Source organism: Streptomyces gamaensis, from assembly GCF_042656465.1.
Taxonomy (GTDB): domain Bacteria; phylum Actinomycetota; class Actinomycetes; order Streptomycetales; family Streptomycetaceae; genus Streptomyces; species Streptomyces gamaensis.
The window spans coordinates 83,351-98,131 of record NZ_JBHSPB010000005.1; the positions used below are offsets into that span (position 1 = coordinate 83,351).

At 73.8% G+C, this 14,781-nt stretch carries 11 protein-coding genes; 4 read left to right on the forward strand and 7 right to left on the reverse strand.

Annotation, left to right across the window (positions count from 1 at the left end; genetic code table 11):
- Positions 1-23: 23 nt before the first annotated feature.
- The 3 genes from ACFP1Z_RS10005 to ACFP1Z_RS10015 form a co-directional block, all read right to left on the reverse strand.
- Positions 24-1,067 (reverse strand): cation diffusion facilitator family transporter, encoded by a 1,044-nt coding sequence (locus tag ACFP1Z_RS10005; protein WP_390315639.1) that lies wholly within the window; start codon positions 1,065-1,067, stop codon positions 24-26.
- Positions 1,068-1,264: 197 nt separating this feature from the next.
- Positions 1,265-1,984 carry a TetR family transcriptional regulator gene (locus ACFP1Z_RS10010; protein ID WP_390315640.1) on the reverse strand — a complete coding sequence of 240 codons (720 nt, stop codon included), beginning with the start codon at positions 1,982-1,984 and terminating at the stop codon, positions 1,265-1,267.
- 289 nt (positions 1,985-2,273) lie between these two features.
- The gene (locus ACFP1Z_RS10015) at positions 2,274-2,933 is read right to left on the reverse strand and encodes a ScbR family autoregulator-binding transcription factor (protein WP_390315641.1); all 660 of its coding nucleotides are present in this window, start codon (positions 2,931-2,933) and stop codon (positions 2,274-2,276) included.
- A gap of 192 nt (positions 2,934-3,125) precedes the next feature.
- On the opposite strand from ACFP1Z_RS10015, the gene ACFP1Z_RS10020 reads away from it, so the two are divergent.
- The 3 genes from ACFP1Z_RS10020 to ACFP1Z_RS10030 all read left to right on the forward strand — a co-directional run bounded on the left by ACFP1Z_RS10020 (position 3,126) and on the right by ACFP1Z_RS10030 (position 5,467).
- Positions 3,126-4,130: a ScbA/BarX family gamma-butyrolactone biosynthesis protein gene (locus ACFP1Z_RS10020; RefSeq protein WP_390315643.1), complete on the forward strand. Its 1,005-nt coding sequence runs from the start codon at positions 3,126-3,128 to the stop codon at positions 4,128-4,130.
- Positions 4,131-4,178: 48 nt separating this feature from the next.
- The gene (locus tag ACFP1Z_RS10025; RefSeq protein ID WP_390315644.1) at positions 4,179-4,880 is read left to right on the forward strand and encodes a ScbR family autoregulator-binding transcription factor; all 702 of its coding nucleotides are present in this window, start codon (positions 4,179-4,181) and stop codon (positions 4,878-4,880) included.
- A gap of 242 nt (positions 4,881-5,122) precedes the next feature.
- Complete coding sequence (locus tag ACFP1Z_RS10030) at positions 5,123-5,467, forward strand: hypothetical protein (RefSeq protein WP_390315646.1); 345 nt, start codon at positions 5,123-5,125, stop codon at positions 5,465-5,467.
- Between the two features lie 95 nt (positions 5,468-5,562).
- Here the strand turns inward: ACFP1Z_RS10030 and ACFP1Z_RS10035 are convergent, their stop codons facing one another.
- From ACFP1Z_RS10035 to ACFP1Z_RS10050, 4 genes are read right to left on the reverse strand one after another with little or no spacing between them, the layout of a single operon-like run.
- Entirely contained in the window at positions 5,563-7,260 is a 1,698-nt protein-coding gene (locus ACFP1Z_RS10035) for an MFS transporter (RefSeq protein WP_390315647.1), read from the reverse strand.
- The gene (nirB, locus tag ACFP1Z_RS10040) at positions 7,257-9,752 is read right to left on the reverse strand and encodes a nitrite reductase large subunit NirB (protein WP_390315903.1); all 2,496 of its coding nucleotides are present in this window, start codon (positions 9,750-9,752) and stop codon (positions 7,257-7,259) included. Before nirB ends, ACFP1Z_RS10035 begins: the two co-directional genes overlap by 4 nt.
- Positions 9,753-9,787: 35 nt before the next feature.
- Positions 9,788-10,930, reverse strand: coding sequence for an NAD(P)/FAD-dependent oxidoreductase (locus tag ACFP1Z_RS10045; protein WP_390315648.1), 1,143 nt, complete (start codon positions 10,928-10,930; stop codon positions 9,788-9,790).
- Positions 10,927-13,428, reverse strand: a complete 2,502-nt coding sequence (locus ACFP1Z_RS10050; protein ID WP_390315649.1) for a molybdopterin-dependent oxidoreductase — start codon at positions 13,426-13,428, stop codon at positions 10,927-10,929. Before ACFP1Z_RS10050 ends, ACFP1Z_RS10045 begins: the two co-directional genes overlap by 4 nt.
- Before the next feature lie 191 nt (positions 13,429-13,619).
- On the opposite strand from ACFP1Z_RS10050, the gene ACFP1Z_RS10055 reads away from it, so the two are divergent.
- Positions 13,620-14,774 carry a uroporphyrinogen-III synthase gene (locus tag ACFP1Z_RS10055; protein WP_390315650.1) on the forward strand — a complete coding sequence of 385 codons (1,155 nt, stop codon included), beginning with the start codon at positions 13,620-13,622 and terminating at the stop codon, positions 14,772-14,774.
- Positions 14,775-14,781: the final 7 nt, after the last annotated feature.

The following is a 14,781-nucleotide window of genomic DNA, read 5'->3' on the forward strand; positions in this document are numbered from 1 at the left end:
CGGTACTTCGGTACGGGCCGTGCTCAGTGCTCGTGCGGGCCCCGGTGGTGCACGCTGCCGTGCGGGGACTCGCAGTGCCGTGCCGCTTCCCCGCCCGTCCCGGAGCCCACGCCCACGAGCGTCCCGGGCGCGTGGTCCACTTGCAGGGTCGCGTGCGTGATGCCGTACTCGTCACGCAGCGTGGACTGCACGGTCTGGCGTACGGTGTGGCAGTCGCCGCCGGGCTCGACGAGGACGTGGGCGGAGAGCACCACCTCGCCCGAGGTGATCTCCCACACGTGCAGGTCGTGGACCTCGACGACGTCGTCCTGCTCGGCCATCCGGTCGCCGATGGTGTCCGGCTCCACGCCGGAGGGCGCGGCCTCCAGGAAGATCCGGCCCGAGGCCCGCAGCAGCCCGACACCGGAGCGCAGCATGAGCACCACCACGACCAGCGAGGCGATGGCGTCGGCCCGTTGGAATCCGGTGAAGAGCACGACCGCGCCGGCGACGGCGGTGGCGATGAAGCCGTAGAGGTCGGTGAGGATGTGCTGGAAGGCGCCCTCGACGTTGAGGGAGGAGCGGTTGGCCTTCGACATGCACCACGCGGCGACGATATTCACCACGACTCCGGAGAGCGCGGTCCACAGCACCAGCGCGCCGCCCACCTCCGGCGGGTCCAGCAGCCGCTGGACGGCCTCATAGGCGAGCCAGCCCGAAAAGAGCAGCAGGGTGAGGCCGTTGGCCTGTGCCGAGAGGATTTCCGCCCGTTTGAGGCCGAAGGTGTAGCCGGCGCGCGCGGGCCGGGCCGCGAGCCGCATGGCGACGAGGGCCAGCACGATGGCGGCGGCGTCCGAGAGCATATGGGCCGCGTCGGATATCAGCGCCAGGGACTGGGCCGCGAAACCGATGACGACTTCCACCGCCATGTAGGAGACGATCAGCACCAGGGATATCGAGAGCCAGCGGCGGTCCGCGTCCTTCGCGACGCCGTGACTGTGTCCGTGACCGTGACCGTGGCCGTCCGCTCCGTCAACTTCGTCCGTGTGCCCGTGGGTTGCGGTGGACTGACCGTGCCCGTGGCGCATCGAGCCCCCAATTGAGTCGCTGTGATTCGCGCATCGACAAAAGGAAGTGAAGCGTATTGCGGCGCGAATATCAAAGGCTGCAATGGGGACGGTTTTCGATTCCGAAATCGTTTGCAATGGTTGTCGGAGGTGGCGCACAGCCGGACGGCCCGGTCCCGCATCCACTGCGGGGCCGGGCCGTTGTGCGTGCCGCCGGCTCAGGCCAGGGAGAGCAGCGGCTCGGCCTCGGCCGCGGGGGCCGTCGTGCGCCACCGGTACTCGGTGCCGTCCGGTACGAGACCGGGCAGCATCAGATCCCACAACACGGCGACCCTGCGGGAGAGTTCGTCCTCGGGGAGGCCGAGGTCGGTCAGGGCCTCGATGCCGCAGACGACGACGGCGAGCAGCGTACGGGCGCCCTCGCAGCCGTCCGCGCACGCGACATCGTGCCCGACGGGCAGACCGGCCTCCCCCTCCCCGGGGAAGAAGTCCGCGTGTTCGGGGTACTCGCGCAGTTCGCCCGACTGCCGTGCCTCGTCCAGCAGTCGCCAGGCGGCCGCGACGGAGGCCTGGTGGAAGTCGGCGGACTCCGCCTGCGTGCCGCGCAGTTCCCTGGAGACGCGCAGGGCGGCCCGCAGGGGCGGGTCCGTGCGCAGCACGGCGGCCAGCCAGTGCGTGAGGTCGACGAGGGCCTGCAGCGGCGAGTCGTGCGCGGCGCGCAGTTCGCGGGCGGCGGTGTGCAGCATGGCGCAGCCGTTGCGCTGGATCTCCTCGGCCAGTTGCTCCTTGGAGTCGAAGTGGAAGTAGAGCGCGCCCTTGGTCAGTCCGGCCTCGCGGGCGATGTGCCCGAGGGTCGCGTTCGCGTAGCCGACCCGGTCGAACATCACGGCCCCGGCCCGCACCAGCTTCCGGCGGGTGCGCTCCGATCTCTCCTGCATGGTGGTTCTCCCCACGGGTCCCCCCTTGTTCGGCCGCGGACCTGGAATGCCGTGATTAAAAAACAGGGCATACGGTTTGTCAATGCTGCGTCGATCCTCGGGCGAGCACTACCGACAAATCACTATTGATTCCCCTAAATCACCCCGAAGTTGCGCGGTCCGAGCCCCACCGAGCGGTCCCAACAGCCTTGCCCGCCCCCGAAAAAGAGACTGGCCTGCCTGTGAACTTCACAGGCAGGCCAGTCTGGCAAGCGCCGGTCAACGGCGGATCAACGCCGCGTGCCGCTCCTCACTCCGCGGGCGCGAGCGTGTCGCGCACCTCCAGATACGTCTCCCAGATCCTCGCGCCGCGGTCGGGCGCGGTGTCCAGCCGGCGCAGCACGCCGGGGACGGCGATGCCGGGCAGGAGGTGGTCGTAGAGCTTGGCTATCCACTGCTCCAGGCTCTCCTCGCCCTTGAGTCCGACGGAGATGACCTCCATGCCCGTCCACGCGCCGACGACGACCGTGGCGGTGTCCTCCGGGACGACGTGCGGCAGCAGCTCGCCCTGCTCCTTGGCCCCGCGCAGCTGCTCGGCCATGAACTCCGTCCACGCCGGCCACGAGGTGCCCAGCAGCTCGCGGGCCGCGTGGTCGGCGGAGAGTCTGATGCACGCGCTGAGCAGCGGCTCGCGCGGCAGCCGGTGGGCGAGCACCATGCCGATGTCGACGAACTCCTGCAGCTTGGACTCCTGCGGCAGGATGCCCTCGGTGGTCACGGCCTGGTCCAGCACGCCGCGGGCCAGCTCCTCCTTGGAGGAGAAGTGGAAGTACAGGGCCCCCTTGGTCACGCCCGCGCGCGCGAGGATCTCGGCGATCGTCGCGGCGTCGTACCCGAACTCGTCGAAGACGGCCCCGGCCGCTTCCAGGATCTGGCGGCGTGTCCGGATCGCCCTCGCCTGCTTCGCCATGCGCATTGCCTCCCAGTCAGTCCACGGTGCTCGGCTTCTCGCAGTCCTCCCGCTACGGCAGAGGAGTCGGCAAGTGGACGGTCGCGATTCGGCCAGTGGCGAGTATTGAAAATAAAACCGGTAAGTACGTATCTTAGCATCGAGCCGGACAGACCGGCCCAGGTTGTACAGGCCTGCCCTCAGGGGGAGTCAATGATCCAAACGACGCGCAGCCCCGACTGCACGCCCAACTCCTGCGTTCTCACGGGGAGTTCCACGATTCCCGCGCAGCGGGGCGGCGACAGACCGGCGTCCCGGGTCCCCAAGGAGTACGTGCACCTGAGCTTCGAGGACAAGGTGTACGTCACCGACTGGCAGCGCCTGGACGCCACGCGCTTCCTGGTCACGGCGGTCTGGCGGGCCGGGACGAGCACCTCCGTGCCGGGGGGCCGCCACCGCCACGAGTCGGTGATCGCCGCGCAGACCGTCCGCCAGGCGAGCCTGCTGCTCGCGCACGCGGAGTTCGGCGCGCCGCTCAAGCACCAAGTCCTGCTGCGCGGCTTCGACTTCGCCTTCGATCCGCGCCGGCCGGGGGCGGTGGAGCAGGACGCGCACCTGGCCATCGAGGTCACCTGCGCGCCGACCGGTTCGCGCGCGGGCCGTACCACCGGGCTGCGGCTGACCCTGGACATCACCTGCGACGGCGAGCCGTTCGGCAGCGCGCGGACCGCCTTCGAGTGGATACCGCCCGCCGTCTACCGCCGGCTGCGTGGCGACCACGTCGAGGCCGTGCGGGAGCAGCCGCCGCTGCCCGCGCCCGTGCCGCCGCACCTGGTGGGGCGGGAGACGGAGGCCGAGGTCGTGCTGTCCCCGCTGCACGGGGCGAGCGAGGGCCCGGGGCGCTGGCTGCTGCGGGGCGATTTCACCCACGTCGCGCTCTTCGACCACCCCGTGGACCATCTGCCGGGGCTCGTGATGATCGAGGCCGCCCATCAGGCGGCCCGGCTCGTCACCGCGCCGGAGGTCTTCGTGCCGGAGTCCGTGGAGACCACTTTCGACCGGTATGTCGAGTTCGACGCCCCCTGCACGATCGACGCGGAACGCGTCGCGGACAGCGCTCCCGGCACCACGGCGGTGCGCGTGACCGGTTACCAGGGCGGCGAGTTGGCGTTCACGTGTGTGCTGACCGGGGCGTCCGGTCCGGCTAGGGGCCTTTAAGAAGGGGGCCTCTGGAAAACAGTCCGGCGAGTTGGTTTCATGGCGGGCATGACCAAGCAGGAGAGGGCCGCCGCCACCCGGCACGCACTGCTGCGCTCGGCGGCGCGCACCTTCGACCAGCACGGTTTCGCCCAGGCCAAACTCACCGGGATCAGCTCGGGAGCCGGGGTGAGCCCGGGGGCGCTGCACTTCCACTTCGACACCAAGGCCGCCGTGGCGGCGGCCGTCGAGGCGGAGGCTGCCCGGACGCTGCGGGGCCTGGCCCGTACGGCGCGCCAGCGCGGCCGCCCCGTGCTCCAGTCGCTGATCGACACCACGCACGTCCTCGCGCAGCAGATCCACTGGGACGTGGTGGTACGGGCGGGGCTGCGGCTCAACCGCGACACCCCGCACGCGGCCGGGGTGAATCTGCGGCAGGAGTGGCTGGCGTGTGTCCGTGAGGCGTTCGCGCACGCCGAGGCGGAGGGGAGCCTGCGCGCTGGCTGCTCCCCGGAGGACGCGGCGGCCACGGTCTTCGCGGCGACGACGGGCATCGAGGCGCTGGGCCGCGACAACCCCGAGTGGCTGTCGCGGACTTCGCTGACGGGCCTGTGGCAGACTCTGCTGCCGTCCGTGGCCGCCCCGGGGGCCCATGGCGGGCTCGACCCGCGCGGTACCGAGTCGTCGCTCGACGCGGGCGGCGAGCCCGGCGGGGCCTCGGCGGGACGGGTCCGGCCGCTGTCGCGTGCCTCGGCGGACCGCGCCCGCTGAAGGCGCCGCCCGGCCCGTACCCGCATGCCGTGGGCACAGTCCCGGCGGGCGGGCCGGAAGTCGATCAACTCCCCCTGCCCGCCGGGCCGTTCGAGCTCCGCGCATCCGTACCCGGCCGTCCGCTCCGCCCGGACACGATCGGGTGGCTCCGTCGCACGACTCTTCGCACGGACACCAGGGTTCCGCTACCCATGAATCACCCAAGAGGCACAAAGGTGCCTCGCCATACGAAAGGGGATTTCATGCGCGAATTCCTGAGGGCGGCCGCGGTCGCGGCGTGCGCGGCGGGAGCGGTCCTGGCCGTCCTGCCGACCGCGCAGGCCGCCCCGCACACCGCGGGCAAGGCCCCCGCGGAGTGCAGATTCATCTTCGACAGCAGACACCCGGGGCCGAACGGCGAGATCTCGGGCGCCCGGATCTTCCGTGACGGCGACCGCGACCCCCTGGGGCGCGTCTGCCGCGACGGCTGGTGGGTCTTCCCCGACCGGGATCACGAGCGTGACCCCTACGACCACGGTCGCGACTGGGACCACGGCCGCGATCACGACCGCCTCGACTACCCCTACCCGCCGCCCTTCGGCGGCTAGCGGGTACCGCACTGGTGCGCCGGGTTCGCCGGCCGTCCCGCGAGGACGGCCGGGCGCTGCCCGGCGCACGTCCGTCACGCGCCGCCGCGCGGACCTCACACCTCGGCGGTCCGCCGCACCGGCCGCAGATACACCGCCCAGGTGACCGCGAGGCACAGCACGTACCCGGCGAGGAAGGCGGCATAGGCGGCGTCGCCGGTTCCGCTCGCCGCGAACGCCTGCCGGTAGGCGAGGTTGATGAGCACCCCGCCCAGGGCGCCGACCGCCCCGGCGATGCCCATGAGCGCGTTGGCCTGCCGCTGGGCCCGCGCCGCATCGCCCGCGGCCTCCCGCAGGAAGAGGCCAGGGATCATCTTGTACACGGAGCCGTTGCCGATCCCGCTGAACGCGAAGAGCAGCACGAACCCGGTGAGGAACAGCGGCAGCGAGCGCGCCCCCGAGGCCAGCAGCACCAGCAGGGTGCTGCCCGCGAGCGCGGCGAACGTACCGAGGGTGACGCGTGCCCCGCCCCAGCGGTCGGCCGCGGCCCCGCCCAGCGCCCGCGTCAGCGAACCCAGCAGCGGTCCGAGGAAGGTGAGGGCGGCCGCCGACACGGGCGTGGGGAAGGCCTCGGGGAACTGCACGAGCAGCACCTGCCCGAAGGCGAAGCCGAAGCCGATGAAGGAGCCGAACGTGCCGATGTACAGCAGGGAGACGACCCACGTGTGCGGGTGCAGGCTCACCTCCCGCAGCGGCTTGCCGGTCCTCCGGCGCGGCAGGTTGTCCATGCGCAGCGCGGCGGCGAGCGCCGAGACCACGATGAGCGGGATGTAGACGAGGACGACGAGCCGAGGATGCGCGGCACCGGCGGTGGCCAGCACCAGCAGACCCACCAACTGCACCGCGGCCACGCCCAGGTTGCCGCCGCCCGCGTTGACGCCGAGGGCACGGCCCTTGAGGCGCTGCGGGTAGAACGCGTTGATGTTGGCCATGGAGGAGGCGAAGTTGCCGCCGCCCAGGCCGGCGAGCGCCGCGACAGCCAGGAGGGTGCCGTAGGACACCCCGGGATCGAGGACCCACGCGGTGAGCAGGGTGGGGATCAGCAGGACCAGGGCGCTGACCACGGTCCAGGTACGGCCGCCGAAGCGGGTGACGGCGACGGTGTAGGGCAGCCGCAGCGCGGCGCCGACGAGCGTGGGCACCGCGGTGAGCGTGAACTTGCCCGCCGGGTCGATGCCGTACTCGGGGCCGAGGAAGAGCACGAGCACGGACCACAGGCTCCACACGCTGAAGCCGATGTGCTCGCACAGCACGGACCACACGAGGTTGCGCCGTGCGGTCCGGGCGCCGGTCTCCGCCCAGAAGACGGGGTCCTCGGGCCGCCACGCGCCGGGCCGGCCGTCCTCGGCGCGGGCCGGTCCGTCGCCGGTGAGGCGTACGGGCCACACGGGCAGGACGGCCGGGCTGCCGTCGGGGGCGTGCTCCTCGTCCAGGCAGACTCCCGAGCGCAGGTCGAAGGCCTGCTTGTACATGGGCGAGGCGACGGCCGGGGCGCCGTCGCGGCCGACGAGCAGGCCGCGCGAGATGACGTGGGCGCCGCTGAACGGGTCGAGGTTGCCGACGGCGTGGACTTCGCCTGCGCGGTCGCGGAAGAGGGCGACCTGCTGTCCGTCGACGAGCGCGGCGACCCCGCGGCCGGTCCGCAGGGTGTCGTAGTCGCACACGGGCGTCCAGCCGCTGCCGGTGTCGACCTCGACCACGCGGGCGTCGGTGCGATCGGTACGTTCGGTGTGTGCGGTGTGTTCGGTGCTCATGACGCCACCCCCACGGGAGCGGGGCGGATCTGGCCGCGCTCGGGGACGAAGCGGACGGCGGGGTCGGGGGTGCCGGGCGCGTTGACGAACGACACGAAGCGGCGCAGGCGTTCGGGGTCCTCCAGGGTGGCGCGCCACTCGTCCTCGTAGGTCTCGGTGTGCCGGGCCATGAGGGCGTCGAGTTCGGCGCAGATGCCCAGGGAGTCGTCGACGATCACCTCCCGCAGGTGGTCGAGTCCGCCGGGCAGGCGTTCCAGCCAGGGGGCGGTGCGCTCCAGGCGGTCGGCGGTGCGGATGTAGAACATCAGGAAGCGGTCGATCGTACGGATCAGGGTGGCGTGTCCGGCGTCGGTGAGCAGCAGTCGCGCGTGGCGGGGGTCGGTGCCGCCGTTGCCGCCGACGTAGAGGTTCCAGCCGGCGGCGGTGGCGATGACGCCGAAGTCCTTGCCGCGGGCCTCGGCGCACTCGCGGGCGCAGCCGCTGACGGCGGCCTTGAGCTTGTGCGGGGAGCGCAGCCCCCGGTAGCGCAGCTCCAGTTCGATGGCGAGGGCGACGGAGTCCTGCACGCCGTAGCGGCACCAGGTGCTGCCCACGCAGGACTTCACGGTGCGCAGGGCCTTGCCGTAGGCGTGGCCGGACTCGAAGCCGGCGTCGACGAGGCGGCGCCAGATCGCGGGCAGCTGGTCGACGGTGGCGCCGAACATGTCGATGCGCTGCGCCCCCGTGATCTTGGTGTAGAGGCCGAAGTCGCGGGCGATCTCGCCGATGACGATGAGTTTCTCCGGGGTGATCTCGCCGGCGGGGACGCGGGGGACGACGGAATAGGAGCCGTTGCGCTGGAGGTTGGCGAGGAAGTGGTCGTTGGTGTCCTGCAGAGCGGCCTGCTCGCCGTCGAGGATGTGGCCGCCGCCGGTGAGCTGCGGGGCGAGGGAGGCGAGGATCGAGGCGACGGCCGGTTTGCAGATCTCGCAGCCCTCAAGGCCGTTGCCGTGCTCGTCGAGGAGGCGGGCGAAACTGGTGATGCCCTTGACGCGGACGATCTCGAAGAGTTCGGCGCGGGAGTGGCGGAAGTGGGGGCACAGGCCCTGGTCGGGGACGGGGGCGCCGGTCGCGGCGAGGGCGTCGTCGACGAGGCAGGTGACGGCCTTGACGCAGGAGCCGCAGCCGGTGCCGGCGCGGGTGAGCTTCTTGACGGCCGTGACGTCGGCGCAGCCGTCCTCGGTGACGGCCGAAGTGATGGCCGCCTTGCGGACGTTGTGGCAGGAGCAGACGACGGCGTCGTCGGGGAGCGCGGCCGGGCCGGGCGGGGCGCTGCCGGCGGTGGGGGGCAGGACGAGGTGTTCGGGGGGTGTGGTGAGGGGGGTGCCGTCGGCGGCGAGGGCGCGCAGCAGGTCGTAGGCGGCGGTGTCGCCGACGAGGACCGCGCCCAGGAGCCGTCCCTCGGGGCTGACGAGGAGTTTCTTGTAGACCCCGGCGCGGCTGTCGGCGTAGAGGACTTCGAGGGCGCCGTCGGTGCCGTGGGCGTCGCCGATGCTGGCGACGTCGACGCCGAGGAGTTTGAGCCTGGTGGCGGTGTGGGTGCCGGTGAAGCCGCCGTCCTTCCCGGTGAGTCCGGCGGCGGCGGCCTCGGCCATGGCGTAGCCGGGGGCGACGAGTCCGTGGACGCGCCCGTCGGCGGCCCGCGCGCATTCGCCGATGGCGAGGATGCGGGGGTCGGCGGTGCGGCAGTGGGCGTCGACGACGATGCCGCCGCGTTCGCCGACGGGCAGCCGGGCGGCGCGGGCGAGCTCGTCGCGGGGCCGGACCCCGGCGGCGAAGACGATCAACTGGGTGTCGAGGGTCTCGCCGTTGGCGAGGAGCATCCGGGCGACGGTGCCGTCGGGGCCGGCTTCGACGGCCTTGGCGCCCGCGCCGGTGTGGACTGCCACGCCGAGCTCCTCGATCCTGCGGCGCAGGGTGCTGCCGCCGCCGTCGTCGACCTGCAACGCCATCAGCCGGGGCGCGTGTTCCACGACATGGGTGCGCAGGCCGAGCGCGCGCAGGGCTCCGGCGGCCTCCAGGCCGAGGAGTCCGCCGCCGACGACGGCGCCGGCCGTCGCGCGCCCGGCGCGCTCGCGGATGGCCTCCAGGTCGTCGAGGGTGCGGTAGACGAAGCAGCCGGGGGTGTCGTGTCCGGGGACGGGCGGGACGAACGGGGACGATCCGGTTGCCAGGACGAGGACGTCGTAGCGGACGGTGTGCCCGGAGCGGGTGGTGACGGTGCGGGCGGACCGGTCGACGGTGGCGGCCGGGTCGCCGAGCCGCAGCCCGATGCCGTGTTCCTCGGCGAAGTCCGGTGGGCAGAGGGTGAGTTCGTCGGCGGTGGTGCCGGTGAACCAGCTGCTGAGCCGGACCCGGTCGTAGGCGGGCCGGGGCTCCTCGGCGATGACGGTGACTCGGTACCGGCCGGGCGCGGCCTCGGTCAGCGCCTGCAGGAAGCGCTGGCCGACCATGCCGTGGCCGATCAGTACCAGTCGGGCGGTGTCGCTCACGGGGTGGCTCCTCGCGTGGTGAGCAGGTGCACGGGGTCGGGAGCGGGGCCGGTGCTCCGCTCGTGTTCGCGGCAGGCGTGGCAGAGGTCGCCGGCGGCGGCCGTGTCGCCGACGAGGACGGCGGCGGCGAGGCGCGCGCCGCGCAGGGCGAGAGCCTTGTACGTGCCGCGGGTGGCGTCGGTGAGCCGCACGGTGTCGTCGGCGGCGGCGTGCTCGGCCGGGTCGCCGAACGCGGCGATCTCCAGCGGGCCGGCGGTGAGCCGCAGCAGCCGGGGCGAGCCGGTGTAACAGGCGTCGGGGCGGGCGCCGGAGAGCCGGGCGGCGAGCACGTCGGCCTGTTCCCAGGCGGCTTCGGCGGTGCCGTGGACGGTGCCGAGGTGTTCGGCGCAGTCGCCGATGGCGTGGATGCCGGGGGCGGAGGTGGCCAGGGTGTCGTCGACGAGGACGCCGGTACGGACGGCCAGGCCGGCGGCGCGGGCGAGGCGCGTACGGGGCCGTACGCCGCGGGCCGCGACGGTGAGTCCGGGATCCGGCGGGGGCCGGTCGGGGCCGAAGTGCACGGTGACGCCGAGGGCTTCGAGGGCACGGCGTACGGCTGTGGCGGCGCCGGGGTCGAGGTGGCGTTCCATGAGGTACGGGCCCCGGTGGACGAGATGCACCTCCGGGCCGCGGGCGGCGAGCGCGACCGCCGTACTCACCCCGAGCACTCCCCCGCCCACGACGAGCGCCCGGCGCGCCCCTGGCAGCGCGGCCGCGAGCCGCCGGCAGTCGTCCAGCCCGCGCAGGACGTACGCGCGGCGGGTACGGGCGCGCAGGGGGGCGGCGCCGGTGGCGAGGACGAGCTCGTCGTAGCGTACGGTCTCGCCGGAGGCGGTACGCAGCGTGCGCGCGGCCGGGTCGACGGCGACAACGTCCGTACCGGTACGGATCGTTGACCCGCCCGTGGCCAGGGTGAGGGCGGTGTCGCGGTAGCGGCCGGCGAGGACGTCGGTGAGGCGGGTGCGGTTGTACGGGGCGTGCGGCTCACGGCCGTACAGCACGATGTCGGCCTCCCCGTCGGGGGTCGCCGCGCTCAGCTGCTGGGCGAAGCGGGCGGCGGCCATGCCGGCGCCGACGACGACGATACGCCGGGGACTCATCGGACGTCCCCGTTCTGCTCCCCCGCCTTGTCCACCCGGACCGCGCACACCTTGAACTCCGGCATCCGGGACACGGGGTCGAGGGCGGGATTGGTGAGGGAGTTGGCCCGGCCCGGGCCCGGCCAGTGGAACGGCATGAACACAGTGTCGGGCCGGATCGCCCCCGTGACGACGGCGGGGGCGGTGGCCTGCCCCCGCCTGCTCGTGACCGTCACCGCTTCCCCGTCGACGACCCCGAGCCGCCCGGCGAGATCCGGGTGCAACTCGACGTAGGGCCCGGGCGCGGCGGCATTCAACGCGGGACTGCGCCGCGTCTGGGCCCCGCTCTGGTACTGCGCCCCGACCCGCCCCGTGGTCAGCCACACCGGATACCGGGGATCGGTCTCCTCGGCGGCAGGCCGATACGGAGCGCCCGAGAAACGGGCCCGCCCGTCGGGGGTGGCGAAGCGGGTGAGGAAGAGCCGGGGGGTGCCGGGGTGCGGCGGTGCCGTACGGGCGGGCGAGCCGGGGTCCGGCGCGACGAGGGGGATGGCCCCGGCGTCCGGGGCCGCGCTGCCCGGAGCGCCGGCACCGGTACGGTCCGCGCCGCGAGCCCCGCACGTCGGCACCGCTCCGGCGCAGCCGGGACACGTATCGCCTCCGGCGGTGCCGGGGCAACTCGCCGTGCCGGCAGGCAAGTCGGCATCCGGCACCGCGTCGGCAGTGCCACCGGGACAAGCACCGCCCCCCGCACCCGAGTCGGCGGCTCGGACCGTACTCGCCGGGTACCCCGCAGACGCGCCCGGCCCCGCGCCGGTGCCGGCGGTCCCGGCGGCCGGGTCGGCGGTACCGGCGGGGTCGCAGACCCCCACCGCCCCGCCGGAAGGGCACGGCCAGAAGACCCCGTTCTCCGCCGCGATGCGTTCGTAGGTGATGCCCGAGTAGTCCGCCGGGCCGCCCGCCGAGGCGCGGCGCAGTTCCGTGAAGGCCTTCTCGGGTTCCGTCGGGAAGCCGTGGGTGACCCCGAGCCGGGCGGCGAGCTGTCGCAGGATCGTGAGGTCGGTGCGGACGCCCGGGGGCGGGGTGAGGGCGGCGCGGCGGAGGAGTACGCGGCCTTCCAGGTTCGTCATGGTGCCGTCCTCCTCGGCCCACTGGGCCGACGGCAGGACGACGTCGGCGAGTTCGGCGGTCTCGGAGCGCACCACGTCGCAGACGACGAGCGTGTCGAGGGCACGCAGCCGGCGCGTGACGTGTCCGGCGCGGGGCGCGGAGACGACCGGGTTGGAGCCCATGACGAGCAGGGCGCGCGGCCCGCCGGGCGTGCCGAGCGCGTCCAGGAGTTCGTAGGCGCTGCGCCCCGGCCCGGGCAGCGTCTGCGGGGGTACGCCCCACACCCCGGCGACGTGGGCGCGGGCGGCCGGGTCGGTGATGGAGCGGTAGCCGGGCAACTGGTCGGACTTCTGGCCGTGTTCGCGGCCGCCCTGCCCGTTGCCCTGACCGGTCAGGCAGCCGTATCCGCAGCGGGGCCGGCCGGCGCGGCCGGTGGCCAGGCACAGGTCGATCCAGGCGCCGACGGTGTCGACGCCTTTGCTGTGCTGTTCGCCGCCGCGCGCGGTGAGCACCATGCCGTCCGCCGTCCCGCAGAACAGCTCCACGGCACGCCGCATGAGCGGAACGGACACCCCCGTGATCCGTTCGACGCGTTCGGGCCAGTGCGCCATCGCGGCGGCGTGCGCGTGCTCGTACCCGCTCGTGCGAGCGGCCACGAATCCGTGGTCGACGTGCCCGTCGGCGATCACGAGGTGCAGCAGGCCCAGGGCGAGCGCGAGATCGGTGCCGGGCACGGGCCGCAGGTGCAGGTCGGCGAGTTCGGCGGTGCGGGTGCGGCGCGGGTCGACGACGACCAGCCGGCCGCCCGCCTCCCGCAGTTCACGGAAGTAGCGCAGGGCCGGCGGCATGGTCTCGGCGACGTTGCTGCCGACGAGCAGGACGCACCCGGTGCGGGGTATGTCCGCGAGCGGGAACGGCAGCCCCCGGTCGAGGCCGAACGCTCTGCGCTGCGCGGCGGCCGCCGAGGACATGCAGAAGCGGCCGTTGTAGTCGATGTGCGGGGTGCGCAGCACGACGCGCGCGAACTTGCCGAGCAGATAGGCCTTTTCGTTGGTGAGTCCGCCGCCCCCGAAGACGCCGACGGCCTCGCGCCCGTACCGCGCCGCGGCCGTCCGCAGTCCGCGCGCCGCGCGGTCGAGGGCCTCGTCCCAGCCGGCCTCGCGCAGCCGGCCGGCGTCGCGGACCAGGGGCGCGGTCAGCCGTACGCCCGCGTCGAGCGGGTCGGCGGCGCTGCGTCCCTTGCCGCACAGGGCCCCGAGGTTGACGGGGAAGTCGGGGCGCTCCCCGATCTCGACGCCGGGCGCGCCGGGGGCGGACCGTGTGACAGGGTGCAGGCGCATGCCGCACTGCAGGGCGCAGTACGGGCAGTGCGTGTCGGTCGGCCGCGGCGCGGCGGGGGCGGTGGTCATGCACGAAGCGTGGCGGTGGCGCGTGACGGGGGTGGGTCGGTGGTGTTGCGGAGTGCGCACATGCCGTGCACCGGTCTCAGCAGGCGGCGTGCGCGGTACGACACATGTCCGTAAGAAAAGAGCGCCCTGCACTAACTGCCCTGTCACACTCGTGCAATTGGCTCTTAATGCCGGTCGGTCACGCTCTGCGCATGACACGAGCCACACCCGGGGAACCGCCGCCGCTCCGGCACGGGCCGTTGCTCGGCTTCACCGTGGGCGTCACCGCGGACCGGCGCCGCGACGAGCTGACCGCCCTGCTGCGGCGCAACGGCGCGACCGTCGTGTGCGCGCCGGCGCTGCGTATCGTGCCGGTCGGCGACGACACCCTGTTGCACGAGGCCACCCGCGCGTGCGTCGCGGAACCCCTGGACTACGTCGTCGCGACGACGGGGGTCGGCTGGCGCGGCTGGATGAGCGCGGCGGAGGGGTGGGGCTACGGCTCCCGGCTGATCGCCGCCTGCCGGGCGGCGGTTGTCGTCAGCCGTGGCCCGAAGGCGGCGGGCGCGCTGCGGGCCAGCGGGCTGCGCGAGGCGTACGCGCCGGAGTCCGAGACCCTCGACGAGGTCCTGGCCTGGCTGCTGGCCCGCGATCTGCGGGGCCGGCGCGTGGCCGTGCAGGAGCACGGGGCCCCGCTGCCGAACCTGGCGGCCGCGCTGCGCGACCAGGGCGCGTCGGTGATCCCCGTGCCCGTCTACCGGTGGGGCCCGCCCGAGGACCCCGAGGCGCTGCGGCGCCTCGCCGAGCAGACCGCGCGCCGCGAGATCCACGCCCTGCCGTTCACCAGTGCCCCCGCGATCGAGGCGTTCCTGTCGGCCGCCGAGTCGGGCGGCCGCCGCGCGGACGTCCTCGACGCGATGCGCCACGATGTCGTCCCGGTGTGCATCGGCCCGGTGTGCGCCCGGCCGTTGCTGGCCGCCGGCCTGCCGTGCCCGTGGCCCGAGCGCGGCCGCCTGGGCTCCCTGGTCCGTACCCTGACCCGCGAACTCGCCGACCGTCACCGCCACGAGGTCAACACCCCCGCCGGCCCGCTCGTCCTCCAGGGCGCGGCCGTCCTCGCCCCGGGTACGGTCCTGTGGCTGCCGCCCGTACCGGCCGCGATCCTGCGGGAGTTGGCGGCCCGCCCGGGTACGGTCCTCAGCCGTGCGGAACTCCTGCGCCGTGTGTGGGGCGAGACCGGGCAGCGCCGCCCGGACGCGCACGCGGTGGAGGCGGCGGTGGCCCGGCTGCGCGGCGCGCTGGGCCCGTACGCGCCCCTGGTACGGACGGTGACCAAGCGGGGCTATCAGCTGGTGGCGACGCCGTGACGGCGGG